The organism is Agrobacterium sp. Azo12 (genome assembly GCF_029193765.2).
Lineage (GTDB): Bacteria > Pseudomonadota > Alphaproteobacteria > Rhizobiales > Rhizobiaceae > Agrobacterium.
Window position 1 is genome coordinate 457,954 of record NZ_JARFYO020000002.1, and the last position, 26,785, is coordinate 484,738.

Below are 26,785 nucleotides of genomic sequence, written 5' to 3' on the forward strand. Positions count from 1 at the left end.
CCACGTTTCAAGGAGACGACGATGACGCTTCTTATCATTGCCTATCTGGGCGGAGCCCTGACCATTCTCAGCCCATGCATCCTGCCCATTCTTCCCTTCATCTTTGCCCGAACCGGGCAGCCATTTCTGCGCGATACATTGCCGATGCTCGCAGGCATGGCGGTAACCTTTGCGCTAGTGGCAACGCTGGCAGCCGTTGGTGGCAGCTGGGCAATCCATGCGAATGAATACGGGCGGCTTGCCGCCATAGGCTTGCTGGCGATTTTCGGCGTAAGCCTGCTGTCGCCACAGATTGCGGCTGTCATCACACGGCCTGTTGTCGATCTTGGAAACCGGCTTATCAATGCCCGTGGCAAACCCGGCTCGGCAAGCTCTCCTGTCAGTGCACTCATTCTCGGTGTTGCAACCGGTCTATTATGGGCGCCCTGCGCTGGCCCTATTCTTGGCCTTGTGCTGACCGGAGCAGCTCTCAAGGGTGCCAATCTCGAAACGACCTTGCTGCTGGCCGCCTATGCGGCAGGTGCTGCCACATCTCTTGGTCTTGCGCTTTTGCTCGGCGGTAAAGTCTTCGCCACTCTCAAGAATTCTCTTGGGGTCAGCGAACGCATTCGCCAGGCTCTGGGTGTTGCTGTTCTGGCAGGTGTCGGGGTGATTGCTCTTGGCCTCGATACCGGTCTGCTCGCACGGCTTTCCTATGCCAGTACATCTGCCTTCGAACAGGCCATCCTTGACAGCGTTCATCCCAAAACAGACGGTTCCAGCTCGTTTGACGTGGCAAGCAATGGCAAGACCGTGGCGCCAGCAGACCTGACCACGTCATCTCAAGCCAATCTGCCGGTTGAAGGTCGCGCGCCATCGTTTAGCGGTGCGGTTGAATGGCTGAACTCGCCACCGCTTACCTCGGAGCAATTGCGTGGCAAGGTCGTCCTTGTCGACTTCTGGACCTACTCCTGCATCAACTGCATTCGCACCGTTCCCTTTGTCCGCGCCTGGGCAGAAAAATACAAGGATCAGGGGCTTGTCGTCATTGGCGTTCATGCGCCGGAATTTGCCTTTGAAAAAAAGATCGACAACGTCCGTAAAGCGGTTGGCGACTTCAAGATCGATTACCCCGTTGCCATTGATAACGACTACAAGATCTGGCGCGCCTTCGAAAACAACTATTGGCCGGCCCATTACCTGATCGATGCCAATGGCCAGATCCGGTACCACCACTTTGGCGAAGGAAACTACCGCCAAACGGAACAGGCAATTCAGGATTTGCTGCACGAAGCCGGCAGCAACATGCCGACCAGCACACCTGTCGACCCCGCTGCACAGGGGGCCGAGGCAAGCCCTGATCTCAAGAATATCCGCTCTGGCGAAACCTATCTCGGTTATCAACGCGCGACCGGTTTTGTCTCACCCGAAACCGTCGAGCCAGGCGTCGCGACTAATTATTCTGTCGACGACCCTGATCTCAACCAATGGGGGCTGGCTGGCACATGGACCATTGACCCGGAACAGGCCGTCTCAAACAAGCCCGACGATAAGATCGTTTCCCGCTTTAGCGCCCGTGACCTGCATCTTGTCCTTGGTTCCGGTCAGGCCGGCAAACCCATCCGTTTTCAGGTCACCATTGATGGCAAAGCACCAGGTGCAGACCATGGCGCCGACATTGATGCCAACGGTTACGGCACGGTCAGTTCGACAAGACTCTATCAGCTCGTTCGCCAATCCGGCGACGTAACAACCCGCAAATTCGAAATCCGCTTCCTTGATCCCGGTGTGGAAGCTTACGCCTTCACATTCGGCTGATGCCTGCCCCTATCCCCATTTTCAAAAAAGGAAACCTCTCCATGCAGCGTTCTATTTCCACCATGGCAATAACCTTCGTCGCTAGCCTTGCCGCTTTTGCCGCCCATGCAGCCGACATTAAAAACATTGTTGTCGTTCATGGCGCCCTTGCCGATGGGTCTGGCTGGAAGACGGCAACTGAGATTCTCGAAAAGCGGGGTTTCAATGTCACGATTGTCCAACAACCAATCACCTCGCTGGCCGACGATATTGCCGCAACCAACCGGGTGCTCGACATGCAAGATGGTCCGACCCTGCTGGTCGGCCACAGCTATGGTGGCGTGGTTATTACCGAAGCAGGACATAACAACAAGGTCGCTGGCCTCGTTTACGTGGCGGCCTTTCAACCGGACAAGGGCGAAAGCTTGTTGTCGCTGGCAAGTTCCAAGCCGTCTTCGGGCATGAATATCCGCGAGACACCCGACGGTCAGTATCTCTATCTCGACCCGGCAGCTTTCGCGAAAGACTTTGCGGCGGACCTTCCTCAGGATGAAACGGCTTTTATGGCAAAGGCGCAGGTTTTTGCATCCAAACAATCCTTCTCTGCCAAGGTCGGTGACCCCGCCTGGAGGGCCAAGAACAGCTGGGCAATCGTCGCGACGCAGGATCGTTCAATCAATCCCGAGCTTGAGCGTGACATGGCCAAACGTGCAGGCAGTGCGATCACCGAAATAACAGCAAGCCATGCGGTCTTTGCCTCGCAACCGGACAAAGTCGCAGATGTGATTGAGGCTGCGGCACGACAGTCTTCAAAATAAAAGCCAGCGCTACTAAGCGTGTTGGTTCCCGATGTCAGCCGCCCACACGAAAGGGCGGCTGAATGGATTGCTCGCTAGAGACTTCCGACCCCGCCATCGACCAGCAGTTCCGTGCCGACAACGAAGGATGCTTCATCGGATGCAAGGAATACTGCGGCCTTGGCAAGTTCCAGTGGCGTGCCCAAACGACCGATTGGCACCAATTGCCGGATTTCACGGCGCAACGCCTCTTCCGCGTCACTTTCCAGACCAAGTTTACCGAGCGCAGGTGTTTCGGTTGGACCGGGGCTCAATCCATTGACCCGGATGCCTCTGTCTTTGAACTCGCCGGACAAAGTCCGCGCCAGTGACAGAAGGCCAGCCTTGCTGGCGGCGTAGGCACTGGACTGCGGCAAGCCGATATGAGCGGAAACCGAGCCGCAGAGAATGACCGAAGCCGGAGCCTTCAACAGCGGTAAAAGTGCCTGAACAAGGAAAAATGGCCCCTTCAAATTGGTCGCGAACAAGGCGTCATACGTTGCCTCGTCCCAGTCTTCCAGCGGATGGTGTGTTACATCGCCCGCATTGATGAACACCACATCGAGGGCTCGCCATGCCTCACCCAATTGCGCCGCCAGGTGACGTTGCGCCGCGATATCACCCGCCTCGTTGGATATGGCGATGACATCGCCACCCAATTGACGTTTTGCGTCCTCCAACCGTTCGACTGAGCGCCCGGTGATGGCAACCTTTGCCCCCTCCTTCAGGAATTGGCGCGCCGTTTCCAGCCCAATGCCGCTGGTCCCACCGGTTACCAGCGCGTGTTTGCCTGCAAGGCGTCCCATAACTATGTCTCCTTTTTTGATGCGAGACGATTGTCAGGTCTTTAGTATCTTTTGTATAGTAGGCACCAAATTGCTACTAAAGGAAAAAAATGAAAAAACGCATGGAGCAAATTGAACAAGGTGTACGGTGCCCAATGGTTGATTTCGTCAATCTCATCTCCGGCAAATGGGCAATCCCCGTGCTTTATCGCCTGATTGTTGAAAACCGGCCGGTGCGTTTTGGCACCCTGCAACGTGCAGCGACGCCCGTCACTCAGAAGGAACTGACCCGTCACCTCAGGCTTTTCGAAAAACAAGGCTTGGTGAAACGCACGGTCTATCCGGAAATGCCGCCAAGAGTGGAATATGAAATTACAGAACTTGGCCGCACACTGAAACCAACGCTGGATTCTCTGGCCGTCTGGATGACCACACACGGTCCATCGATCCGCACGACGATTAGCGAGGAAGTTGACGCTTAGCACTATCAACCCAGTGTGCCATCCTTCAAGAGAGGCCGTGTCACCGCCACGATGGCGTCAATGGCGACCCGCACGCGGGGCAACATAACAGGAGATGCAGGCCAGATTGCATGAATCGGCAGATGTCCGGCGATCCTATCGTCCATCAAGGAGACCAGCCGACCGCTGACCAACTCATCTCGTACAAGCCAGCGTGGCAAAAGGCCAAGCCCCTGCCCATCGCAGATCGCCGAATGTGTCAACAGACTCCCATCAAGCACAAGGCGCGCCTTGGGGTGCCAGTTCACCATTTCCCCGTCGAGACTGCGAAATTGCCACGGTGCGGGTTTGCCCTGACGCGGCGCTGCGATCACATCGTGATCGTCGAGATCCGCCACACTTTGTGGCACGGGCCGTGTCTCGAAATAGCTGGACGAACCGCATAGAGCGAGTTGCTGCAGCCCCAAAGATCGAGCGGTCAGGCCGCTGACATCGGGTATCTCGCCAATTCTGACAGCAAGATCCGTCGTGCCATCCAGGAGATTGCTTGGCTCCGTCGATGTTGAAATACTGAAATCAAGGTTCGGCCATTCTCGGCAGAGTGCATAGAGCGCCGGTGCGATAATTTTTGCGCCGAAGAGCGGCGGCAGGCTGACTTGAAGGGTACCGGCCGGTTCATGCGCAAGGCCTGCGATGGCCACTTCAGCGCGCTCTATTTCGCTGCGTGCCCGTAAACATACGTCGCGATACACCAGCCCTTCCGCCGTCAGGTTGAGGACGCGCGTCGTACGCTGAAACAGCCGAATGCCCAGGCGGCTTTCCAACCTGCCGATGGCCTTTGCCACCGCTGACGCCGAGAGCCTTAAACGAAGCGAGGTCGCAACGAAGCTGCCCGCCTCGCAGACCGTGAGAAACACGCCAATATCGTCGCCAGATTGATGTCGCATGGCAGTCTATTAGCGAATTTTGGTCGGCAATCGAAGGAAAATTATGCGTTTCCAAGTCGTTTGTGAGATAGGATATGGTTGCGCTCATGAGCACACATCGAACCTACACCATCATCGGGGGTACGTCCGGCATCGGACTGCCCCTCGCCCGCAAACTCATTGAACGTGGCGACCACGTCTTTCTCGGCGGACGGTCGCCAGAGCGGCTTGCCACGACACTTACAACATTGGGAGAGCGGGCTTCCGGTCGCACCGTGGAGATTACCGACAAGACGTCGCTCCGTGATTTTTTCGCAGAAGCGCCCATTCTTTCAGGCCTTTTTACACCGGCCGCGTCTTACCAGACCGGTTCCTTTACAGACGGTGACATCACCACCAGCGAAGACCTGTTCAAGGCAAAATTCTGGGGCCAGTACTGGGCTGTTCACGGTGCCCTTCCCCGTCTGGCACCAAATGCATCTGTTGTTCTCATGGCGGGTGCTGCCTCGGTCCGTCCGATTGGTGCACCGGCCTACGCCGCCTGCAATTCGGCGCTGGAAGGGCTGGCCCGCGGGCTTGCCATCGAACTCAATCCGATCAGGGTAAATTGCCTTTCCCCTGGCACCACCGATAGCGACCTTTGGCGAAACCGACCGCAGGAAACACGTGAGCCAGCCTATGAATACTGGAGCAAACTTTGCCTCGTTCAACGCCCGGCAACGGTCGACGAACAGGCGCATGCAGCCCTGTTTCTGCTCGACAACACCAACATGACTGGCAGCACTTTGTTCAGTGACGGTGGGTATTCGTTACGCTAGTCGACTGTATCAGTGTGCCATAGTCCGTGCAGATCAGGCGTCGTATGGACTATGGCCACGGCGCCTCCCTCGGTAGATTACGCCGATCTAAAACATGACCAATTGAAGAAAGTATATTGAAATAAAAACTACAAATGTGTAGTCAGGCCAACGTGACGCCGCCGTGGCATCGCCTTGGAGACATCGCGGCCCCGCCGCCGAGAGAGACACATGACCCTGACTCGCCTCTTTTCCAACCATACTTTGCGCGCACTCTGCGCAACATTTGCAGCAACATTGTTTGCGTTCACGACGACACCGGTCCAGGCGCAGGGGACGCGCACCATCACCCACGAACTGGGTGCAACCGAGATCGCCGGCACCCCTGCTCGCATCGTCGTGCTGGAATTTTCCTTTGTGCAGGCATTGGATTCGCTTGGAGTGACGCCTGTTGGCATTACCGATGACAATCAGCCGGATCGCATCGAGCAGAACCTCGGTAAAAAGATTGAATACAGCTCCGTCGGCACTCGCCTGGAACCAAACCTCGAACTGATCAGCGCACTGCAGCCGGACCTCATCATTGCCGATGAACGCCGCCATGGCGCAATCTACGAACAGTTGAGTGCCATCGCGCCAACCATCGTTCTCAACAGCTGGGATGGCAGTTACAAGGACATCAAGGATGCCGTCATAACGATCGCGGATGCTATCGGTGACAAGGCCAAGGGTGAAAAGGTCGTTGCCAACCATGAGGCAAAGATGGCCGCCATCGCCGCAAAAATCCCGGCCGGCAATGATCGCAAATTCATGCTTGCCGTTGCCACAGCCGACAATTGGTCTTTGCACACGTCCGATTCCTTCAGTGGCTCGATCTTTGCAGCCATCGGCGTTGAAGCTGCCATTAAGGCCGACAAACCGGTTGAAAGTGGCGTTGGTCTGGAACGTCTCGTTGCCGTCAATCCCGATGTTCTGCTTGTTGCCACCGATCCAGGCGGCACCATTTTCGACCGCGTGCAGGACAATTCCGCTTGGAAAGCCATTGCCGCCGCAAAGAACAATCTAGTCTTTGAAGTGAACCGTAATCAATACGCCCGTTTCCGCGATCTTCGCACCGCGGAACTGATTGCCAATGACGTATTGAACAAGGTTTTCAATGTCCAATAAGGCCGAGAGGGCCACGGGGCCTTCTGCCCATGAAAACACCAAGATCGGGTGGAGCGGAGCTTTTCGCCGCCATCCGGTCTGGCTGTTTGGTATTCTGCTGGTATTGCTGTCAATTGTGGCTATCGGCAATCTTATGGTGGGAGCCGCTGGCCTCACCATCCAGCAATCGCTTGCCGCCCTGTTCCAGCCTGATAGTTCGGTGGAAACTGCGCTGATCTGGGATGTTCGCCTGCCGCGCGTGTTGCTTGCCATACTGGTCGGCGCCAATCTGGCTGTCGCCGGTGTATTGATCCAGGCACTGACCAGAAACCCGCTCGCCTCACCTCAGACATTCGGCATCAATGGTGGCGCAGCATTAGCGATTGTCGTTTGCGTCATTGCACTCCCCGGACTTTCCGGCGGAACAACGGTGCTACCGGCGTTTGCTGGCGCAGCGGCCATCGGCTTCATCATGTGGGTGCTATCGCTTTCCAACGCCATCACGCCGCTGAAACTGGCGCTCGCAGGCGTGGCTCTGCAACTGGTGCTCGCCGCTCTTGTGCAGGCAGTGCTTATTGCCAACAATGCATCCACAGACATTGTCTACTGGCTGGCGGGTTCTGTCACCTCTGCCCAGTGGCCAAAGGTTCTGATCATTCTGCCATTCACAGTCATCGGTATCATCATCACCATTGCAGGCGGCCATCATTTCGGTCTGCTGGCGCTGGATGCAAGCACCGGCCAATCGCTTGGCCAGAATGCCCGGCGAACTGGTGGCCTTGCGTCAATATTGATCGTTGTCCTCGCCGGTTCATCTGTCGCTGTTGCCGGTCCAATCGGCTTTGTCGGACTGATGGTGCCGCACATCGTCAGAAGCCTTATCGGTGAAGACTTGCGCACCGCACTGAGCCTCAGCACCGTCGCAGGTCCACTGCTTCTTGTCGGCGCCGATCTTGGTGGCAAACTCGCGACTTACCCGGCCGAACTGCCGGTTGGCATCGTCACTGCCATTCTTGGCGCACCAGCCTTTTTGCTTATCACGTGGAGAAACCGCAATCGATGAACGCAGCGCTGGTTGATCCATCAACATCTCACCCCTTGCGCACCACGCTGGTATGCGTTGGCCTTGCGGTATTGCTCGTTCTGCTTGCCTTGGTCAGTATGGCACTTGGCGCTGTCCCGCTTTCTCTCAACCGAGTGCTGGCGGGTCTTTTCGGCGGACCAGATGCCTTCATCATCGGCCAATATCGGCTGCCCCGCGTCATCGTCGCCATTCTCTCCGGTGCTGCACTCGCTTTGGGAGGTCTTTTCTTACAGGTGGCTTTGCGAAACCCGATCGCCTCGCCCGATGTAGTCGGCATCACCAAGGGTGCGGGTCTCGGCGCCATGCTGGCACTGATTTTTGCACCACCAGCCTGGATCATCTGGAGCGTGCCGGTTGGTGTTATCATCGGCGCTGGTGCCGTTGCGGCCCTGCTGCTGGCGATCGGTCGCGGCCTTGGCGGTGGCGTCACCACTCTGGCGCTCGTCGGCGTTTCGCTTGGCGCACTGGCACAAGCCATGATGCAGTTTTTCATGGTGCGTTATCCACGTGGTATCGACCAGAGCATGGTCTGGCTGGCAGGCAGCGTCTACGGCAGCACAATTTCCGACGTTCTGTCGCTGTCAGTCTGGCTTCTCGCCTGCCTGCCCGCAGTTATTCTGCTCGCCATGGTTCTCGACATTTCTGCCTTCGGTGACGATACGCTGAAAAGCCTTGGCATCTCACCCAATCTGTTACGCGCCAGCCTTGTCTTGACCGCAGTGGTCCTGACGGCAGGCGCCGTCGCAAGCGTCGGCAGCATCGGCTTTTTGGGTTTGCTGGCGCCCCATATCGCTCGCCTTATGGTGGGACCACATGCCCGCCATCTCGTTCCAGCCACCGCACTGGCCGGGGCACTGGCACTTCTGCTGGCGGATCTGATCGGACGGCTGGTGGCACTGCCAAATGAAATTCCGGCCGGCATTGTCGCTTCGGTGATCGGTGGACCCTATCTCTTCTTCCTCTTGCTTTGGGAGGCTCGCCGTCGTGGCTGATATCCAACAGGACCGTTTACAAGCTGCAACCTTGAGCGTCGGTTATGGCAATAACCCCGTTCTCAATGAGGTGTCGCTGGCAATCCCGGACGGAAAGATTACGGCGCTGATTGGTGCCAACGGCTCGGGTAAATCCACATTGCTGCGTACCTTGGCACAGGTCCTAAACCCTTTCGGCGGAACGGTCCTGCTGGATGGCAAGGACATTACTCAAAACCCACGCAAGGCTGTCGCCCGCATCATGGCGCTATTGCCACAAAATCCTGTGGCACCGGATGGTCTGACGGTTCGCCAGCTGTGCCGCTTCGGTCGTTATCCGCACAAGCCGTTACTGGCGCGCTCCAGCGACCATGATGAAGCGGTGGTCGATACCGCTCTTGCCGCCGCAGGCCTGGCCAATCTCGCAAACCAACCGCTGCACCGTCTGTCGGGCGGTCAACGCCAGCGCGCCTGGATCGCCATGGCACTTGCGCAGGAAACACCCATTCTGCTGCTCGATGAACCAACAACTTATCTCGACATCGCGCACCAGATGGAAGTCCTGCAACTGCTGCGTCAACTCAATAAGCAGCAAGGGCGCACCGTTGTCATGGTGGTGCATGACCTCAATCATGCCGCCCAGTTTGCCCATCACATTATTGCGGTTGCCGACGGCGGCATTCATGCTGCCGGTAATCCGCAGGAACTGCTGACCGCAGAGCTGATAAAAAGCGTGTTTGGCGTGGCGGCCATGGTCATCCCTCACCCGAGTGATGGCACACCACTTTGCCTGCCACTCGCCGCAGTGTCCTGACAATGACGGCATTCCCATACTGTGTTAGGCAAACCCAATGACCGACCCCTCGCACACAGATTCGGGCGTTGCCCAAGCCTCGGCACTTCTGCGCCGCCATTACGATGCCAATGCGCACACGCTGACACGGACCGAGCGTCGCGTCGCCGATTATCTGCTGACGCTGGCGCCAGCCGATCTGGCATTTCGCAGCGCAGGTGAGATTGCGGTCGCGAGCGACACCAGCGATGCTACCGTCATTCGCACGGCCCGCCGTCTGGGCTTTTCCGGTCTGCCGGAACTGAAACGCCTGATCAATCGGCCTATCGCCACCCACACATCGCCCAGCACACGCCTTGGCCACAAGATCAAATCCGTGGCGCCGGACGCATTAGCGGCCCGCGATGCCATCTTCGCAGCCGCACACGAAATACTGGAAGCAACCCGCGAAGCGCTTGATCCCGGCGCTATCGAGCAGGCGGTGACACTGTTTGAAAATGCCGGAACCGTCTGGTGTCTCGGCATTGGCGTGGCGGAACAACCAGCACGCCATCTGGCCACCGGTCTGTTGCGCGCTGGCCTTGTCACGCAGACCGTTGCAAGTAGCGGCTTTGATCTTGCCAACAGCATGATTGGCCTTCGCAAGGGCGATACACTGGTGATTTTTCATGCCGCGACCCGCCGTAAGGATATCGCCGCGCTGATAGAGCACGCTGGCAAGATTGGCGTTTCAACCGTTCTGGTGTCCGGCACTCAGCTCAATGAATTGTTCCGCGATCAGGTAACAGTTGCCCTGCATTCCATGGCTGTGGCGTCGAAATTGGCCAGTTGGCTGATTGGTGCAACCGTTATCGGTGATCTCCTCACTTTCCGGTTCTCCGCAAGGAATACGGCGCGCGCCACCGCAACGCATGACAATCTCAACCAATTACGTGCAAAATTCGAATAAAGCTGTTTTTCTACAATGCTTGGCTGGGCCTCCGGCCCCAAGACCTGCGCCACTTTACACGCATCCAGATCTCACCATCGTCACAACACCACACCAATGTACGGTTGAGAAAATTATGTTTTTTCAGCGTGATCTGTCCGGTTATGGTATTTATTTGACCGATTGCAGAATCAACTCCGTAAATTATTTGCTGCCCGGCAGCAGTGACCTTGGAATATCATGCTCAAGATTGATCAGCGAACCTCGCGCGCGATGAACCGGCGCCTTGTCCTAAATTTGCTGCGCCGGGAAGGTCCATTGAGCAGGGCCGAAATCGCTGATGTGACGGGACTTAGCCGGGCCACGGTCACCTTCGTTGTTGGCGATCTCGTCAAGGAAAACTACCTCATCGAGCAGGAAACGACACGTGGTGCCAGCGGTCGACGCCCGACACCAGTGGCCATCAATTATGATGGTCATGCGGCTATCGGCATCAAGATGAACATCGACAGGATTGAGTGCATCCTGACGAACCTCTCGACAACACCAATCCTGTCTCACGCGATTGACTATTCCAACACCCGTCCTGAGACAATTGTCGAGGCATCCCATCAGGCAATCAAACACCTGATTGCCAATGCGCCCAAAGGGATCGGCCCAGTAACAGGCATTGGTTTTTCAATGCCCGGCATCATCGACAATCGCAACGGAATTTGTCTGAAAAGCCATCGTTTTGGCTGGAACAATGTACACTTCGCCGAGCAGCTATTTGCAAAATCACGCATCCCCGTGTGGATGGAAGATGACACGATTGCCTTTGCGCTGGCTCACCACCTTTTCGGGCTCGGCCGCAACGTCGGCACATTTATCGCACTCGCCATTGGTGCCGGTATTGGCTCCGCGACCGTGGCAGATGGTGTGGTTCTTCGAGGTGCGCATGGCCACGCCGGCAAACTGGGGCACGTTAAACAACATCTGGAAGGACCGCTTTGCGAATGCGGTCAACGAGGCTGTCTGCAGGCATCCTATTCCGAACCCGCCATTGTTGCCCGGTGGCGCAAAACCAAGGGCTTGCCTGCCGCCAAGGACCGCTTTGACATGCTGGAAGCTGCTAAAGAGGGTGATGCCGAAACACGTGCAATTCTGAGGGATGCAGGCGAGCAGATCGGCATCCAGCTTGCAGCCCAGATCAATACGATTGACCCGGAAATCGTTATCGCAGGTGGCGAGGCAACCGCATTCGGGGCCTTCCTGCTCGACCCGATGACGGAAACGCTGGGAAAATACTGTTTTATGCAGGCGCCACCCATACTAGCGGATGAGCGCGACAATTTCTGGAGTCCGGGTGCTGCAGCGCTCGCGACCCAACGACTGTTCGACTTCGAAGTCGATGTGGCCGCAGACGAAACAGCAGTCTGACCAGCCCGCTACGCAGATACAAAAACGTGCGGGGCACCTAGTTCCCCGCACGTCTTGATAGCTCAAGCATCACTCTCCTGGGAGGGTGGAGACTTAGCTGAGCTCAATCACCAGGCAGCCGTAGCCAGCCAGTTCAGTTGCGCCTGACACGGCTGAATCCGTCAACAGATCCTGACCAGCAGGCAGTGCCTTGAAAGAGCGGCTTTCGCTTGTCGTGTTGATGACGAAAAGCAGGCGACGATCTTCTGCCGTGCGGAGCGATACTTCGACGCCGGATGGCAAATCTTCAACCAGAGGCTCGGCACCCGACTGTGCAATGACAGTCGATACCAGAAGCTCAACCACCTCAGGTGTGAGATAGGTTGCGAGATAGATCGCACGTCCCTGCCCGACGTTGCGCTCGGTCAGCATCGGTTTTCCAGCCAGGCTGCGATCGGACCAGGACCCCAGGACCTTCACATCGTCAGCGATTTCGATGGTCTCGTAGAGATGTTCGGCCGTCGCCTCTCGGTTGCCAATCTGCATCTTGTAGGACCGTTCCGACGACGAAGACGGCAGAACCTGCGGCGGCACATACATGCCGGCATCAGGCGCATTGCGCTGGAAAAGACCTTGCCCGCCAGCCGCCACAACACGGCCGAACTCTTCAACCCTCACTCCGGTCAATTCGCAAAGCTGTGCGCCCGGTGCCTGCTCACGAATAATGTGGTTGTTGCGATCCCGGGTGCCGGTCATCGCACCAACAATCACCGTACCGCCCGCCTCAACAAAGGAACGCAGTTTTGGTGTCCAGGCATTATCCCACATGACCCAATGCGGAATGTAGTAGACCTTCAGGCGAGACAGGTCGTCTTCCGGATGGACGAAGCCGGTCGCATAACCGTTCTGATAGGCGAAGCGATGCAGATGAACTGCATCTTCCACCGGCGACGGCAGGCCGATCGGATAAGTCTTGTGGGCTTCCTGGTTGTCGAAGTCCGCGCCGGCAATGCCGATATCGATCTGAACACTGGTGCCCAGCAACTTGCTCTTGATCTTGTTGATGTCCGACGCGAAATGACGTGCCTCTTCATAACGGCGACGTGGCACGTCATCGTGGTCGAGAATACCCATCCAGTAGATTTCCGCACCAAAATGCGCCGGGCGCCAGCGGAAGAACATCAGACCATCTGCACCCCGCGCCACGGATGACAGTGCCATGCGGCGCATTTCGCCGGGCTCTGGTGTCATCGTCGTGAAGGCAGGCTGGCTGCCAAGACCGGATGCCTGCTCCGGCACGATGAAGTTGCCGGAATAGCTGCGGCACAAATCCATCTGCAGGGCTTGCGTTGCGGCATGGCCGCCCGTCCGGCGGAACTCGTCATAGAGCATCGGATAGATATCGAAACCGATGAAGTCGAGGTCTTGACCAAACTGACCACGGAAATCGATGTCGGTGAGATTGCCGAGATTGTGGAAGATGAACCAGTCGGAATTGGTTTCACGCAGGATCTTGACCTGATCATGCTGGAAGGTTGCGGTCGCTACAGCCAGGAAGCGGTGATAGTCCTGGACGTGGCCGGGGCTCAAATAGGATGGTGCCATCGGCATTGGCAACACGACCTGATCGAAATTGTCATAGGCAGTGGCCCAGAAATGGCCGCCCCAGGCGAAGTTCAAATCATCGATTGTCTGATATTTGTGACGTAGAAAGTTACGGAACGCGAGTGCGGCAGAATCCGAGAACGATTCCGACACCGTGGTGTTCAGCTCATTGTCTGTCTGCCAGCCGATAACATAGGGATTGTCCTTATAGTGTTCGGCCATTGCCTTGGTAATGCGGCGGCTGTGGTGACGCAGCACAGGGCTGGTCGTGTCGCAATGCTGGCGTGAGCCGTGGCTTGCCCGACGGCCGTTGCGGTCAACACGCAGCACTTCAGGATAGTTATGTGTCAACCAACGCGGTGGTGTCGCCGTTGGTGTGCAGAGAACGGTGTTGATGCCAGCCTTGCCAAGCACCTCAATCGCCCGGTCGAACAGGTCAAAGTCGAACTTGCCTTCAAAGGGTTCCCAGATGTGCCAGGCAAATTCGCCCATACGCACCGTGTTGAAGCCGAGTTCCTTCATCCGCTCGGCATCACGCTGCCAGTAGCTTTCATTGACATGCTCAGGATAATGCGGCACGCCAAGCAAAAAATCGTCAAGGTTAAGCGTGCGCCAAGCCGAAAGCGGCGCTGGATTGGACCGTTTCATATCTTCAAAACTCCAAATTAAATTAAGTGCGGGTGGCGGCTTTCGCAGGAGTGATCGTTTTGCCGTCAGGCCCGAAGAGGTAAGCGTCCGAGAGGTCGAAGCTAACCTTCACCGACTGACCGTTGGAAAAGGCAACGACATCACCCAATTGAACAGTAATGTTCTGGGTGCCGGTGTCGGAGCCGGTGGTGACCACAGGACCGCCGTCAACGTGAAGGATTGTCTCGCGGCCAAGATGTTCGATCAGGCGGATTTTCGCCTCGAAACTGGCGTCACCGGTCTGCTCTCCGGTTTTCAACCGTTCCGGACGCACGCCAACCTTGACCTTGTCGCCGACAGAAAGTTTCACGTCGGCGATATCGGCAAATTGCAATTCCGGTAGTCCCTCGACAGTGACGCTGACGCGGTTGCCCGAAACGGTCACGACACGACCTTCAAAGAAATTCATGCGCGGCGCACCGAGGAAGCCGGCGACAAAATGGTTGATCGGGTTGGCATAGAGCTCAAGCGGCGAACCAACCTGTTCGATTGCCCCCTTATTCAGCACCACGATCCGACTGGCCATCGTCATCGCCTCGACCTGATCGTGGGTGACGTAAATCATCGTTGAGCCAAGCTCGGCATGCAGCGTCGACAGTTCCACGCGCATCTGCGTGCGCAGTGCCGCATCCAGATTGGACAGCGGTTCGTCAAACAGGAAGACTTCCGGAGAACGCGTAATAGCCCGTCCGATCGCTACGCGCTGGCGCTGGCCGCCGGACAGCTGCTTTGGCCGCTTATCGAGCTGTTCGGTAATACGCAGGATTTCGGCAGCACGCTTTACGGCGGCATCAATCTCGGCCTTTGGCCGTTTTGCCATCTTCAGGCCGAACCCCATGTTTTCGCCAACCGTCATGTGCGGATAAAGCGCGTAAGACTGAAACACCATGGCTATGCCACGATCGCCCGGCTCTTCCTTAGTCACATCACGACCATTGATCGTCAGCGTGCCAGAGGTCACGGTTTCAAGACCGGCAATGGTCTTGAGCAGCGTGGACTTACCGCAGCCGGATGGACCGACCATCACGATAAACTCGCCCTTCTCAATCGTAAGGTTGATGTCCTTCAGCGCGTGGAAACCACTATAGTGCTTTTCGACATTGGTAAGTTCGACGCTTTTCATGCCGATCTTGTCCTTATTGTTCGTCTGGTTGGTGGGCGTCGGGTTCTGGGCGGCAACAGTCATCCTTTGACCGCTCCCATGGTGAGGCCCGAAATGAAGTGCTTCTGCATCAGGAAGAACATGATGACCGGCGGGATCGCGACGAAGATCGTGGCGGCCGAAACAATGTTCCAGGCAGAAACCCATTCACCCTTGAGGTTGGAGAGACCGGCAGTAACCGGTTTGACGATATCACTCTGCGTCAGCACCAGCGCCCAGAAATAGTCATTCCAGATAAAGGTGAAGGCGAGAATGGCAAGTGCTGCGAGCGCAGGGCGGACAAGGGGCACGACAATGTGGATCAGTGTCTGCCAGGGTGACGCACCCTCGGCACGTGCCGCCTGGAACAGTTCGTCCGGTAAGGCGGCAATGAAGTTGCGCATGAACAGTGTGGCAAAGCCGGTCTGGAAGGCAACGTGGAACAGGATCAGCGCATAGAAGGTATCGTAGAGGCCGATCGAAACCATCAGGTCGCGGATCGGAATCATCATGATCTGCTGCGGCAGGAAATTACCGCCGACAAAGATCGCAAAGATCACCATCGAACCCCGAAAACGATAGCGCGACAGCACAAAACCGGTCAGCGTCGAGAACACCAGAACCATGATGACCGAGGGCACCGTAATGATCAGGCTGTTCATGAAATAACGGGTCATCTTGGTCTGTTCGAAGACCGCGACATAGTTCTCGACGAGATTGAACTTGCTGGGCCAGCCCCAGTAGTTTCCGGCCATTACGTCATCAAACGACCGGAAGGACGTCATGATGACGGCAAACAATGGCAACAGCCACAGGACAAGCACCAGCGAAACGCCAGCCATATATCCAAAGCGGGCAAGTTTTTTGTTCTCGGGTATGGGACGAGGATACATCGGATCAGCTCCTCTTTTCGGATTTGATCAGCCCGCGCAGATACCAGGCAATGAATATGGACATGATGAGGAACAGGATGGTGGCAATCGCAGCCCCATAACCGAAACGGTACGAGAAGATCGACTGATCATACATCTGGTAGGCTAGCACCATGGAGGAACCGAACGGACCACCGGCGGTCATCACCGAGATCGCATCGAACGACCGCAGGGCACCGACAACGGTGATGGCAACGGCGATAAAGGCAACTTGGCTGAGCTGCGGCAGAACGATATGGCGCAGCATCTGCCAGCCTTTCGCGCCATCAACACGGCCAGCACCGATCAATTCCTCATCGAGATTGTTGAGACCGGCCAGAAACAGCACCATACAAAAGGCGATCTGTGGCCACAGGGCAGCGCCAACAACAGCGAAGGTCACAAGGTTTTCATCGGAAAGAAGCGCTGGCGCCTCCGCACCGAATGCGTGGTAGATGATGGCCAGCAGACCGAAGGTCGGATCGTAGAACCATCCGAAAATCACACCAACCGTGACGGTTGCCAGCACCAGCGGCATGAAGAACAGCGATTTGATAAATCGCATGCCAGCAATTTTCTGATTGACCAGAAGCGCGATCGCCAGACCGGCGGGTGGCGCCAGCAGGAACGTGATCAGCCAGATCGTGTTGTTCTTCAGCGATACATAGAACTGCGGATCGTCGAACAGTTCACGGTAGTTGCCAAGACCAACCCATGTCTTCGGGCCCATGCCGTCCCAGTCGTAAAACGAGATACGGAACGTCTCAAGCGACGAGGCAATGATGACAACGAGGAAGAGTATCAGGCCCGGCGCAAGCAACAGCGCGGGTGTCAGCCAGTTACGATGGCTGCGCCACCAAAGAGACATGGGCATATCCTATGGAAATGATCGGAGGTGGAACAAGCCCACCTCCTTTTGAAACGAAGCGGCGATCAGCCGTGGATGCGCTGGCGGGTACGCTCGATCTGCGTCAGGATTTGCTCGCGACGCTCAGGCTTTGCCATGAACTCCTGGAAGCCCTTGAGGCCGGCCTGCGCAAGATCAGGATCGCTGTCGCGGTCGTAATACTGCGAAGTGCCCTTGACGTTTTTCAGCTCAGCGACTGCCATTTTCAGGATCGGATCGTCACCGATCGTGCAGTCGCTGCGGGCAGGCACATTGCCTTCCGGCGCAAGGTAAGCACTCAGGTTTTCCGGCTTGTAGAAGTAAGCCAGGAATTCACGTGCCAGTTCCTTGTTCTTCGAACCCGACGGCATGTGGATCGAATCCACCGAGAAGTCCTCGAACTGGTCCATGCCCGGATTGATCGTCGGGAAAGGCGCAAAACGCACATGCTGCAGATCTTCGGCCGGGAACGCATATTTGATAAAGTTGCCGAGATCCATCATCGCGGACTTTTTCTGCACCAGGCTGGCCGCGGCAGGATCCCACTCGTAGGACGAACCGTTTGGCGTGAAGAAATCAGCCTTGATCAACGCTTCCCACTTGTCGAAAACATCCTTGAGCGATGCATCGGTGTATTTCACCTTGCCGTTCATCAGATCCATGTGATGCTCAAGACCATTGATACGCAGGTTCATGTGGTCGAACCACCCGCCGCAAGGCCACTGATCCTTGGTGCCCATGCTCATGGGAATGATGCCAGCCTTCTTGGACTGTTCAGCCAAGGTAAAGAAGTCATCGAATGTCTTTGGAACGGTCAGACCGTGCTGGTCAAACGTATCCTGGCGGTAGAACAGACCCCAGAGGATACCGCCGGTCGGCAAACCATATTGTTTGCCATCAACAGTAACGGAACCGAGCGTACCGCCCAGCACATCCGCATAATTTTCCTTGGCTACGAGATCGGAAACGTCCTCGAACAACCCCTTTTGCACAAAACCACGCATACGGCTGCCGGAGAACCAGAAGCAGATATCCGGCGGGCTTGCCACGAGATAGTTGCGGATCGCGGTCTTATGCGCCTCGTGATCCATGTTATTGACGGTGACATTTGCACCGACAGCCTTGCCAAATTCAGCTGCAATCGTTTCAAGCGCTTTGCGCTGACCGGCGTTGCCGCGGTTGGAAATGATCGTTAGCTGTTTTTCCTGCGCTATAGCAGGTGCTGACAGCGCGCTGGATGCCAAAACGGCACCTGTCAGCTGTACAAAACGGCGGCGGGTCGGCTTCAGAATCGTGGTCATGTTGTCCTCCTAAAACAAACGAGAGCTCCCGATCTCAGCGGTATCACTAGGCGAACACCTATCGCTCGTCAATGGTTAGTTTAATAAATTAATGATTGGAATTGCGGTTTTTCACATCAAAGTCAGCGGTCGGGACAAACCAAAATATAAAGCCCATCGGGATTGCTAACATTCACTGTTGCTCAGGGAATTGAAGGCTTTAGGACCATGCAATTCACAGCTGCACTCAACCACTAGACAGACACATCCGGCAGTCCTGAAAAGGACAGAACCAGGAAATGCCATATAGGATTTATCGGCGATACAGAGGATGCAGAGATGACCACAAGCAGCCCAGCCGCGATCAACTGGCCTTATTTCCACTCGCATTTTATACCAAATGGACCTACCAGCGGATGTTCCAGTTTAGATGCGAAGAAAGCTGACCTTAAATGCGAAGTCCAAAGCGCGAGACGCGAAAGAATGATCCCGACAAAACCAAGGAAGACATTCTGGCAGCGGCCACTGAGGAATTTGCCGCTCTGGGACTGGCGGGCGGGCGGGTTGATGCGATAGCCGAACGCACCAAGACATCCAAGCGGATGATCTACTATTACTTCGGCGGCAAGACCGGCCTTTATCTTGCGGTCCTTGAGAAGGCTTACATTCAGGCCCGGACATTTGAGAGAGAATTGAACCTTGAGGCACTCTCTCCTGTTGAAGCCCTGAAAAAATTGATTGAACACACATTCGACCACGATGAAGCAAACCCCGATTTTGTGCGTCTGGTAATGAATGAAAATATCCACCAGGCCATGCATTTGAAGCAATCGAAGGCGATCGGGGATGCGGGCCCGCCCGTGCTTAAAACATTGGAAGATATCATCACCCGTGGGCGCAAAACTGGTGTGTTTCGCCGTGATATCGAACCGCTTGATCTGCACATGTTGATCAGTTCGCAGTGTTTTTTCCGCGTTACCAACAAACATACATTCGGAACACTCTTCCAGTGCGACCTCTCCGTACCCGATATCTACCAGCGGCACAGACAGATGGTGGTCGATTCCGTATTGGCCTATGTCACCACGGACTGTTCCGGCAGCCAGTGGGCTGCTCCATAAAAATGCCCGGCGCATGGCCGGGCATTTCTTTTTCCAGCAAATGTACCTGACGGCTTAGTTTGGCAGCGCGTAGGCGATCACATAGTCGCCGCGATCAGGCGACTGACGTGCACCACCGGCCGAGATGACGATGTACTGCTTGCCAGTCTTCGGCGACTTGTAGGTCATCGGCGTACCCTGGCTTCCAACCGGCATACGGGCCTTCCAGATTTCCTTGCCTGTCGCACTGTCAAATGCGCGCAGATAGTAGTCCTGGGTGGCGGCAAAGAATACCAGACCGCCCTGCGTGGCCAGCGAGCCACCAATCGTCGGCATACCGATCGGGATTGGAAGACCCATCTTGATACCCATAGGGCCGGTATCTTCAACCGTACCGAGCGGCACCTGCCACTTGATCTTCTGACTGTCCATGTCGATGGCAGTCAGCGAACCATAGGGAGGGGCCTGGCACGGAATACCGAGCGCCGACAGGAAACGGTTCTTGTCGACCGCGTAAGGTGTACCGCGCATCGGCACGAGGCCCATGACGGTATTGGTCGCTTCCGAACCGCTGTTGACGGCAGTGCTTGGTGCGGCTTCCTTCATCTGAATCCACAGACCAAGGCGCATGTCGTTGACAAATATGGTGTTTGTCGTCGGATCGGTGGAGAAACCGCCCCAATTCATGCCACCAAGCGAGCCTGGGAAATTCAGCGCCAGATCTGTTCCCGGAACGGTGTAGACGCCATCATAACGCATGCCCTTGAAGGCAATGCGGCACAACAGCTGGTCAAATGGCGTCGCACCCCACATGTCGCTTTCCGTCAACGTCTGCGCACCGATCTGCGGCATGCCAACCGATAGTTTTTGTGTCGGAGCATAAGGTTCGTTCGGGATTTTACCTGGTTTGACCGGCACGTCGGCGACTTCCGTCAGAGGTTGACCGTTCGCACGATCGAGCACCCAGATCTGGCCAGCCTTGGTCCCGAAGGTCAGGGCCGGAACAGTCGATCCATCAGCCTTCTTGAAGTCGAAGAATGACGGCTGCATTGGCACGTCAAAGTCCCAGAGATCGTTATGAACGGTCTGATAGACCCACTTCTCGCGACCTGTGGTGGCGTCCAGCGCCAGCATCGACGCACCGTATTTGTGGTCAAGGTCCGTACGCGTCGCACCGTAGAGGTCAACTGATGGGCTACCAACCGGCAAAAATACAGTGTTCGATGCTGCATCATAGGACATTGCGGCCCAAACATTCGGTGTCGAACGTGTATAGGTCTGACCTTCTGGAGGTAGCTTGGTGATTTCAGGATTGCCCGGGTCAAATGCCCAACGCAATTCGCCAGTGATCACATCGAAACCGCGCATGACGCCGCCCGGCATATCGACCTGAACGTTGTCGGCAATACGACCGCCGACAACAACAGTGGTACCAGCAAGCGTCGGCGCTGATGTCAGCACATATTGCGGATCAGGGGCATCGCCCATACCAATCTTCAGATCGACGCGGCCGTTGGTGCCAAAATCAGGGCAAAATGCGCCGGTGTCGGCATCAATTGCAAAAAGCTCGGCATTGATGGAGTTCATCAGCAGGCGGCGCTGGCAAAGAGCACCTTCCGGAACTGTGGCTGCTGTGACCGGCGTCGAGCCATCAACGGTTGGCTGCTCAAGCGGACGGGTCGCATCGAAATAGGCAAGACCACGGCAGCGCATCCACACGGACGACTTGGCATTGATCTCGTTTTTCCAGATTTCCTTGCCCGTGTCCGCATCGATAGCGATGACGTTGTTATGCGGTGTGCACAAGAAGACGCGGTCACCAACCTGCAACGGTGTCAACTGGTCTTCCGCACCACCGCCACCGGGGCTGATGGGCGTATCACCGGTCTGGTAGGTCCAGGCAACGGTCAAATCCTTGACGTTATCGCGAGTAATCTGGTCAAGCGCTGCAAAGCGCGAGCCACCGGTCGTGTTGCCGTAGGCCTCCCAGTTCTTCTGCTCCTTGGCCGGATCAACTGGCGTCAAAGGCGCAACGGTACCGTTAAATGCAACGGTCGGATGCGGCACGAACATGCCAGCAAATCCGGCTCCTGAGACAACCGCCAGAAGCGCCGCGATGGCAAAAGACGGCAGATAGGCCGGTGTCTTTCCGGAAGCCTTGCGCAACAACGGCACGCTGAGCACGACCACGGTCGCACCAACGCCAAAGGCCAGCAAACGCGAGATCAGCGGCCAGAATTCAAGGCCGACATCCAGCAACGCCCAGACAACCGTAGCCGCTGTAACCAGGCAGAAAAGAAGTGCGCCAGCGGGCTTGCGCATCATGACGAGCAAACCGGCAACGACGATGGCAATGCCGGAAATCAGAAAGTACCAGCTACCGCCCAGCGACACCAGCTTGCCGCCAGCAGCGGCAAAGAACAGACCGGCGAGAATGAGAACGGCGCCAAGCACGAATAGCCATAACCTGGCTATCGGGGACAGGATGCCTTTAGAGGCTTTCATTTATCTCTAGCTCCAATTGTGGATTCGACAGAGTCGACAGTCAAAGCCCACAGCGACGGAAGCAGAAGCGGAGATCACATTCAATTACGGTCACCACACTGCTTTCGAACGGGCGCCGACATCTTGGCCGGTCCAGATGAGCAGCAATTCAGGGAGCGCCCTCTGCAAGGACTTTCTTATATTACTACCATGCCCTCCCACGCACGACAGCGAAGGGAATTTCTTCCCGAGACTGCGGTATAGTGCCGCTGGCATCTGTTTTGCAACCACATACGTACTTGTTCGTACATTTTTACATCAACAATTACTGAAAGACCTTTTGAGCGGATGCCGCCAGAATATTTGCATCGTGAGATTAATAGGAGCACCGGTAAGGCTACCGGCTGGACGCAAGCCCTTTAGCTACAACCCGCTGATTGCGGACAAGGCATAACTCAAATCTAACGCGAGTACCGAAATGAGGACTTCCGTCCTTGTAAGGCGCAAAAATTAAATCGATAAGCCTATCAATTGATCATTTGCCGCTTTTGGACTCAGACTCATTTTGGCGCCACCCCTCCATTTTGCCCACAGCAGCGGCAATTTGCCTGTATTCAGTTCAAAACACCGTCAGATGCACAACGTCGTGCATCTGAGCCGATATGCACTAACTCCCGCCGCTAGCCACCAGGCACGGATGACGGGCGATGCATCCGGCACCTTGCGAGAGCACTGTCCCAAGGGGTCTGCCGATTGAAAACCGGCGGCCCTCATGCCTTCTTATTGATGATGAAAGGAGTGTCGCCATGGCGACCGTCGACGAGAAACTTGAACCCATTCTAGCCCAGGTCCTGCAGCGCAATCCTGCGGAGCCGGAGTTCCATCAGGCCACCCGCGAAGTACTGGAAAGCCTCGGCCTCGTCGTCTCCAAACATCCCGGTTACCTCGCCGATGCCCTGATCGAGCGCATCTGCGAACCGGAACGTCAGATCATTTTCCGCGTGCCATGGGTTGATGACAAGGGTCAGGTACAGATCAACCGTGGCTTCCGCGTGCAGTTTAATTCGGCACTTGGTCCTTATAAGGGCGGCCTCCGTTTCCACCCTTCCGTCAATCTCGGCATCATCAAGTTCCTTGGCTTCGAACAGATCTTCAAGAACGCCTTGACCGGCTTGCCGATTGGCGGCGGCAAAGGCGGTTCGGACTTTGATCCAAAGGGTCGTTCCGAAGGCGAAATCATGCGCTTTTGCCAATCCTTCATGACCGAACTTTATCGTCATCTCGGCGAACACACCGATGTGCCTGCTGGCGATATTGGTGTCAGCGGCCGCGAAATTGGCTGGATGTTTGGCCAATACAAGCGCCTGACCAACCGCTTTGAGGCAGGCGTCTTCACCGGCAAGGGCCTGAGCTATGGTGGCTCACTGGTGCGCAAGGAAGCGACCGGCTACGGCGCCGTCTATTTCACACGCGCTATGCTCGAAAGAAAAGGCACCGACTTCGAAGGCAAGAAGGTTACCGTTTCCGGTTCAGGCAATGTGGCGATTTATGCCATGGAGCAGGCTATCAGCTATGGTGCAACCGTCGTCGCTTGCTCTGACAGCAGCGGCTACATCATTGACGAAGAAGGCATCGATCTTGACCTCGTCAAGGAGATCAAGGAAGTACGCCGTGAACGCATGTCTGAATATGCCCGCGTCAAGTCCAAGGGCGTCCATTTCATTGCATCCGGTAGCGGCTCGATCTGGGACGTGCCTTGTGACGTTGCGCTACCTTGCGCCACGCAAAACGAATTATCCGGTCGCGATGCAAAGACCCTGATTGCCAACGGTGTGATTGCCGTCGCGGAAGGCGCCAACATGCCGTCGACGCCGGATGCAGTTCGCGCGTTTCAGGAGGCAGGCATTCTTTTCGGACCGGGCAAAGCGGCTAATGCTGGCGGCGTTGCCACCTCGGCACTGGAAATGCAGCAGAACGCCAGCCGTGACAGCTGGAGCTTCGAGACTGCCCGCGAGCGTCTTGGCCAAATCATGCAGGGCATTCATGACCGCTGTGCAGAAACAGCTGAAGAATATGGCGCGAAAGACAATTACGTGCTTGGCGCCAACATCGCCGGCTTTATTCGCGTGGCAGAAGCCATGCGGGCGCACGGCGTGATCTAAAGTGTAGATTTAGCCTATTGAACGGCTCCGGCGTTTTTGGCCGGGGCTGTTTTTTCCGGCACCTGAAAGCGGACCGTGGTTCAGAAAGACGCTGGCGCAGTCAACGCATACACAATGAGCCGCAGATGCTGCCCACCATCGACTAGCAGCGACGTATATTCAAAGTTCAGTAATGTCCCATCGACCGCAAGCGTGCGAACACCCGTACAGGGGGCAAGCACGTCCTGTTGACGCCACATGGCCTTAAACTCTGGCGATACATGTTCCAACTCATCGATCAGGTGACGCATGCCGACCTCGTCACGCGAGCCTGCATAATCACGGCGGAAGCTTTCCAGAACCGCAGGGGCGTCCTTTTCCCATTGCGCAAACGTGTTCCGTAAAACCGGATCGGTGAACAGCATCCAGAGAAGGTTGCGTCGCGTCGGTTCATGTCTGCCGAAGCCAAAAAGATGATCGGCAGGGCCATTATACGTCAATACGTCCCATCGTAGATTGATGATGTAGGCGGCGTGAGGTGCAAGATCTGAAACCAGCCTCGCAGCCAATGGTGGCACCGAACAAAAGGTAATGCCTGGCTCCGCTGGTGGACGCGCATGCGCCAGCAGAAACAAATGCCGGCGCTCCGTGGCATCGAGTTTGAGTACTCGCGCAAGATTATCCAGAAAGTCAGAAGAGACGCCAATCTCTCTCCCCTGCTCCAACCATGTATACCAAGTAAGACCGACGCCAGCGAGTGCGGCAACTTCCTCGCGCCGCAAACCCGGCGTGCGCCGACGTTTTGCTCTCGGCAATCCGACATCTCCAGGCGCCAGCCGCTCACGGCGCGCGCGCAGAAATTCGGCAAGATCGGGCCTGGTTCTGTCGAGAATTCTCATGATCAACCTATTGCTGGCTGTAATAGTATAATAAGTTAAATTGTAACAGCTTCACATTCGAGCCACATCTACCGCGTCACAACAAAGGGACGCAAGATGAGCACTGAAATCTGCACGAGCGAAACAAGGACAAGACACGTTTCGCACCAACCGGAAACCGGAAGAAATCCCACAGCGCCTCTGCCTTGGCTCGGGCTTTTTGTGTTGCTTCTCGCAGGGTTTGTAACGATCTTTGACCTATTCGTCGTGAATGTCGCAATTCCGTCTATGCAGTCCAGCTTGGGTGCAAGCCTGTCAGAACTTGGCTACATCATTGCAGGTTACGAGTTGGCATTTGGTGTATTGCTCATCACCGGCGGCCGGCTTGGTGATCTCTACGGTCGGCGTCGGTTATTCATCACTGGAATGGCTGGATTTACAACCGCATCACTGCTTTGCGGGATCGCGCCAGGCGTGGAAATACTGATTGCCGCGCGTGTATTCCAGGGGTTGGCAGCAGCACTATTATTCCCGCAAGTTTACGCATCGATCCGTATCAACTTCCCAGGAGATGCTGGACGCAAAGCCTTTGGCCTGCTTGGGATGACGCTTGGCCTAGCAGCAATTGCCGGGCAGATCCTTGGCGGCTTGCTGGTGGAAGCCAACGTCTTCGATCTCGGCTGGCGAACAATCTTTCTGATCAACGTGCCTGTTGGGATATTTGCCATATTCGCTGCTCTTCACATCCCGGAGACCTGTTCACAACAGCGTCCGGAAATGGACTGGCCGGGCGTGGCCTTGGTGAGCCTCGGTCTGACAGCACTGCTGATACCGGTCCTTGAAATGCCCACACATGGCTGGCAAATCTGGAGTAGTGTCTCGCTGCTTTGCGCAATCACCCTGCTTTTGGTGTTCTATCACTATGAGGAAAAACGAAGACTGTCGGGACACGCCCCCTTGGTGGACATGACACTCATGCGCCAAGCACGCTTTGCAAAAGGCGGCGTGCTTGTTTTGTTGATCTACTCCACGTCCTCGTCATTCTTTTTATGTTTTGCCTTGCTTGCTCAAACCGGTTTCGGCCTCAACCCGCTTGAGGCTGGCAGCATTTTTGTGCCTTGTTCAATTGCCTTCGTCGTCATGTCGATCATCGCACCACGCCTGTTCGCACGGTTCGGCGCGCTGTCAATTGCAGTCGGCGCCTTGGTTTACACCCTGTCATTTGCCGCAATGATCATGCAGGTGTGGGTGGCGGGGGCAGGATTGGTCATCGCACATCTTATTCCCGTCCTAATCCTTATCGGAGGGACTCAGGCAATGATCATGACGCCACTGCTTAACCTCGTGCTTGGTTTTGTGAGTGAACGACAGGCTGGCATGGCCTCGGGCATGATTTCAACGCTTCAGCAGGCAGGAGCAGCACTCGGCGTTGCAGTCACCGGCATTCTTTTTGGCTCGGTGCTTTCGAGCGGCGTGGCTCCAAGTGAACAGCAAGGCTTATACGCCACTGCCTTCGTTTGGGGTATGAGCTGCAATCTCGTTGCCGCGAGCCTTGCTGCTGTATTGCTCTTCACCCTGAGAAAAACCAAACCGCCACTGCCATCACATATCTAAACGCCGACGCGGCATCACTCAGACAACACATCATAAGTTGTACTCCATTGAGAGAGCGACCTTTGGGAAATCGAGATTTGAACAGTTCACCCGCAGCACGTGATGCCGATAGACTGACAACCATAAACATTCAGAGCATTCTGCCTGGTAGATGCAC

The 26,785-nt window shown here is 56.0% G+C and carries 22 protein-coding genes; 13 read left to right on the plus strand and 9 right to left on the minus strand.

Annotation, left to right across the window (positions count from 1 at the left end):
* The first annotated feature begins 21 nt into the window (after positions 1-21).
* Positions 22-1,797 carry a cytochrome c biogenesis protein DipZ gene (locus tag PYL13_RS18630; RefSeq protein ID WP_275643193.1) on the plus strand — a complete coding sequence of 592 codons (1,776 nt, stop codon included), beginning with the start codon at positions 22-24 and terminating at the stop codon, positions 1,795-1,797.
* Between the two features lie 41 nt (positions 1,798-1,838).
* A complete protein-coding gene (locus tag PYL13_RS18635; protein WP_275643194.1) occupies positions 1,839-2,594 on the plus strand; it encodes an alpha/beta hydrolase in 756 nt (251 codons plus the stop codon).
* A gap of 74 nt (positions 2,595-2,668) precedes the next feature.
* On the opposite strand, the gene PYL13_RS18640 is transcribed toward PYL13_RS18635, so the two are convergent.
* On the minus strand, positions 2,669-3,418 hold the full coding sequence (locus tag PYL13_RS18640) for an SDR family oxidoreductase (RefSeq protein ID WP_275643195.1): 750 nt from the start codon (positions 3,416-3,418) through the stop codon (positions 2,669-2,671).
* A gap of 101 nt (positions 3,419-3,519) precedes the next feature.
* On the opposite strand from PYL13_RS18640, the gene PYL13_RS18645 reads away from it, so the two are divergent.
* Complete coding sequence (locus PYL13_RS18645) at positions 3,520-3,879, plus strand: winged helix-turn-helix transcriptional regulator (RefSeq protein ID WP_250984552.1); 360 nt, start codon at positions 3,520-3,522, stop codon at positions 3,877-3,879.
* Between the two features lie 5 nt (positions 3,880-3,884).
* Here the strand turns inward: PYL13_RS18645 and PYL13_RS18650 are convergent, their stop codons facing one another.
* Complete coding sequence (locus PYL13_RS18650) at positions 3,885-4,805, minus strand: LysR family transcriptional regulator (protein WP_275643196.1); 921 nt, start codon at positions 4,803-4,805, stop codon at positions 3,885-3,887.
* Between the two features lie 86 nt (positions 4,806-4,891).
* Here PYL13_RS18650 and PYL13_RS18655 point away from each other — a divergent pair, with 86 nt between their 5' ends.
* From PYL13_RS18655 to PYL13_RS18685, 7 genes are all read left to right on the plus strand, one after another.
* A complete protein-coding gene (locus tag PYL13_RS18655; RefSeq protein WP_275643197.1) occupies positions 4,892-5,602 on the plus strand; it encodes an SDR family oxidoreductase in 711 nt (236 codons plus the stop codon).
* A gap of 210 nt (positions 5,603-5,812) precedes the next feature.
* Positions 5,813-6,748: an ABC transporter substrate-binding protein gene (locus PYL13_RS18660; RefSeq protein ID WP_275643198.1), complete on the plus strand. Its 936-nt coding sequence runs from the start codon at positions 5,813-5,815 to the stop codon at positions 6,746-6,748.
* The gene (locus PYL13_RS18665; protein WP_275643199.1) at positions 6,738-7,790 is read left to right on the plus strand and encodes a FecCD family ABC transporter permease; all 1,053 of its coding nucleotides are present in this window, start codon (positions 6,738-6,740) and stop codon (positions 7,788-7,790) included. Before PYL13_RS18660 ends, PYL13_RS18665 begins: the two co-directional genes overlap by 11 nt.
* Complete coding sequence (locus PYL13_RS18670; RefSeq protein WP_275643200.1) at positions 7,787-8,803, plus strand: FecCD family ABC transporter permease; 1,017 nt, start codon at positions 7,787-7,789, stop codon at positions 8,801-8,803. The genes PYL13_RS18665 and PYL13_RS18670 overlap by 4 nt, the downstream gene beginning before the upstream one ends.
* A complete protein-coding gene (locus PYL13_RS18675; RefSeq protein ID WP_275643201.1) occupies positions 8,796-9,596 on the plus strand; it encodes an ABC transporter ATP-binding protein in 801 nt (266 codons plus the stop codon). The genes PYL13_RS18670 and PYL13_RS18675 overlap by 8 nt, the downstream gene beginning before the upstream one ends.
* A gap of 37 nt (positions 9,597-9,633) precedes the next feature.
* On the plus strand, positions 9,634-10,524 hold the full coding sequence (locus PYL13_RS18680) for a MurR/RpiR family transcriptional regulator (RefSeq protein WP_275643202.1): 891 nt from the start codon (positions 9,634-9,636) through the stop codon (positions 10,522-10,524).
* 297 nt (positions 10,525-10,821) lie between these two features.
* On the plus strand, positions 10,822-11,922 hold the full coding sequence (locus PYL13_RS18685) for an ROK family transcriptional regulator (protein WP_405049455.1): 1,101 nt from the start codon (positions 10,822-10,824) through the stop codon (positions 11,920-11,922).
* Positions 11,923-12,015: 93 nt separating this feature from the next.
* Here PYL13_RS18685 and PYL13_RS18690 read toward each other — a convergent pair whose 3' ends face one another.
* The 5 genes from PYL13_RS18690 to PYL13_RS18710 form a co-directional block, all read right to left on the minus strand.
* Positions 12,016-14,154 carry a beta-galactosidase gene (locus PYL13_RS18690; RefSeq protein ID WP_275643203.1) on the minus strand — a complete coding sequence of 713 codons (2,139 nt, stop codon included), beginning with the start codon at positions 14,152-14,154 and terminating at the stop codon, positions 12,016-12,018.
* 22 nt (positions 14,155-14,176) lie between these two features.
* Positions 14,177-15,316, minus strand: coding sequence for an ABC transporter ATP-binding protein (locus PYL13_RS18695; protein ID WP_275643346.1), 1,140 nt, complete (start codon positions 15,314-15,316; stop codon positions 14,177-14,179).
* 59 nt (positions 15,317-15,375) lie between these two features.
* On the minus strand, positions 15,376-16,227 hold the full coding sequence (locus PYL13_RS18700) for a carbohydrate ABC transporter permease (protein WP_259148820.1): 852 nt from the start codon (positions 16,225-16,227) through the stop codon (positions 15,376-15,378).
* A gap of 4 nt (positions 16,228-16,231) precedes the next feature.
* A complete protein-coding gene (locus tag PYL13_RS18705; RefSeq protein WP_192489695.1) occupies positions 16,232-17,113 on the minus strand; it encodes a carbohydrate ABC transporter permease in 882 nt (293 codons plus the stop codon).
* A 65-nt stretch (positions 17,114-17,178) separates the two neighbouring features.
* On the minus strand, positions 17,179-18,432 hold the full coding sequence (locus tag PYL13_RS18710) for an ABC transporter substrate-binding protein (RefSeq protein ID WP_250984541.1): 1,254 nt from the start codon (positions 18,430-18,432) through the stop codon (positions 17,179-17,181).
* A 431-nt stretch (positions 18,433-18,863) separates the two neighbouring features.
* Here PYL13_RS18710 and PYL13_RS18715 point away from each other — a divergent pair, with 431 nt between their 5' ends.
* The gene (locus PYL13_RS18715) at positions 18,864-19,532 is read left to right on the plus strand and encodes a TetR/AcrR family transcriptional regulator (RefSeq protein WP_275643204.1); all 669 of its coding nucleotides are present in this window, start codon (positions 18,864-18,866) and stop codon (positions 19,530-19,532) included.
* Between the two features lie 54 nt (positions 19,533-19,586).
* On the opposite strand, the gene PYL13_RS18720 is transcribed toward PYL13_RS18715, so the two are convergent.
* On the minus strand, positions 19,587-22,016 hold the full coding sequence (locus tag PYL13_RS18720; protein WP_275643205.1) for a glucose/quinate/shikimate family membrane-bound PQQ-dependent dehydrogenase: 2,430 nt from the start codon (positions 22,014-22,016) through the stop codon (positions 19,587-19,589).
* A 785-nt stretch (positions 22,017-22,801) separates the two neighbouring features.
* Between PYL13_RS18720 and gdhA the strand changes: the two genes are divergently transcribed.
* A complete protein-coding gene (gene gdhA, locus PYL13_RS18725) occupies positions 22,802-24,157 on the plus strand; it encodes an NADP-specific glutamate dehydrogenase (RefSeq protein WP_250984538.1) in 1,356 nt (451 codons plus the stop codon).
* Between the two features lie 80 nt (positions 24,158-24,237).
* Here the strand turns inward: gdhA and PYL13_RS18730 are convergent, their stop codons facing one another.
* Entirely contained in the window at positions 24,238-25,035 is a 798-nt protein-coding gene (locus PYL13_RS18730) for a helix-turn-helix transcriptional regulator (protein ID WP_259148816.1), read from the minus strand.
* Positions 25,036-25,131: 96 nt separating this feature from the next.
* On the opposite strand from PYL13_RS18730, the gene PYL13_RS18735 reads away from it, so the two are divergent.
* On the plus strand, positions 25,132-26,628 hold the full coding sequence (locus PYL13_RS18735; RefSeq protein ID WP_275643206.1) for an MFS transporter: 1,497 nt from the start codon (positions 25,132-25,134) through the stop codon (positions 26,626-26,628).
* Positions 26,629-26,785 lie beyond the last annotated feature (157 nt).